The sequence below is a fragment of the Nitrospirota bacterium genome, from assembly GCA_016219645.1.
Classification (GTDB): domain Bacteria; phylum Nitrospirota; class Nitrospiria; order Nitrospirales; family Nitrospiraceae; genus Palsa-1315.
This window is the reverse complement of record JACRLR010000055.1, coordinates 1-1,106: the sequence shown is the minus strand read 5'-3', so window position 1 is coordinate 1,106 and position 1,106 is coordinate 1. Positions and strand designations below refer to the sequence as shown.

Sequence of the window (1,106 nt, the reverse complement as noted above, 5' to 3'; positions counted from 1 at the left end):
TGCCGTTTACTGAGCGCAATTTCTTCGGCCATGAGACGTAACACTCTTCTGATCGTTTGTTCCTTCGCCGCATGGTCTCGTCCGGCCTCTACGGATCTCGTCGTCATGACAAGCGACCCAAAGACCATGGCGCCGATCATGCCCAGCAAGGCTACAGCCACCAAGACCTCGACGAGCGTAAAGCCCGCGTCGGGTTTAGAAAGTGGAACGGCCGGCAAAGACATAGGTGCTGACCTCTAGTGATTCTTCCAGCTCGCCCCGCAGCCACGAGACTTTGATCCGGATCTCCCGAATCAACTCCAATGGAGTGGGGGCGATCGTCCGTTTCCATCTGTACCCGATCGCTCGTGGAACTGCTTGGATGGCGGTTTGGGCGCCAAGCGGGAGGTTCAGGAACTCTCCGCTGGTTTCCCCGATGGCATATTGTCCCGAGAGTTCGGTCTCCAATAGTTTCTCCTGGGCCAGCAGGGTGGCGGAGGTCAGTTCGGACGCTCTCTCTTGAAGGCCCAGGTCGAAATTTCTAAGGCCGAGAAGAATCGGGAGCGCGATCGCCAGCAGGGCGATGGCGAGTAGCACTTCGAGCAGCGTGAATCCATCTTCGTGAGGCGTGGTTCGATGTCCATCGTGGGCCATTGCAATCGACTACTGGTTCGGAAACAACCCTCTCTGCGAGGCTCCCGCCCCTCCTTGCTGGTTTGGCTTCAACAGCAACCGGACTCGGTCGGGGATGATGGGGTTCAGGGGAGGGTCGAGTCGTTCGTCGCTGACTCGAATTCCTCCTGTCAATGAATCGACCGCCAATCCCAAGAGATTGTTCTTCGCATCCGTCAGATACAGTGTGACCGGCTCAATCCGGCCATTGGCGAAGAAGGACACGTCGACTCGTCCGGAAAATCGTTTGTCTTGACCGATGGAGACCTCCGTAAATCGAATCGATTCCGGGAGCGAACGAGGGATCTTCCAGGCGGGATCAAGAGGGATTCGCTCCTCCTTGCCCTCCACCAGCATCATCCAGTAGGTTCCCTGATCGATGTCGAGGTAGAGCTTCAGGGGCTTTTGGCTTGTGGCCGCCAGCCCTTGAACGGTTCGAAGGACGCCGACCAGTT

3 protein-coding genes are annotated in these 1,106 nt (G+C 57.4%); all 3 read right to left on the bottom strand.

The features are described 5' to 3' along the window. A partial coding sequence (locus tag HZB34_16150; protein ID MBI5317494.1) for a prepilin-type N-terminal cleavage/methylation domain-containing protein occupies positions 1–224 on the bottom strand: 224 nt, incomplete at its 3' end. Next, positions 196–633, bottom strand: a complete 438-nt coding sequence (locus HZB34_16145) for a prepilin-type N-terminal cleavage/methylation domain-containing protein (GenBank protein MBI5317493.1) — start codon at positions 631–633, stop codon at positions 196–198. The genes HZB34_16145 and HZB34_16150, both read right to left, overlap by 29 nt. 9 nt (positions 634–642) lie before the next feature. Beyond that, on the bottom strand, positions 643–1,106 hold a 464-nt coding region (locus HZB34_16140; GenBank protein ID MBI5317492.1), incomplete at its 5' end, for a hypothetical protein.

Coding starts and splice junctions, on each gene's coding strand:
- HZB34_16145 (MBI5317493.1), bottom strand. CDS start 633: ATGGCCCACGATGGACATCGAACCACGCCTCACGAAGATGGATTCACG.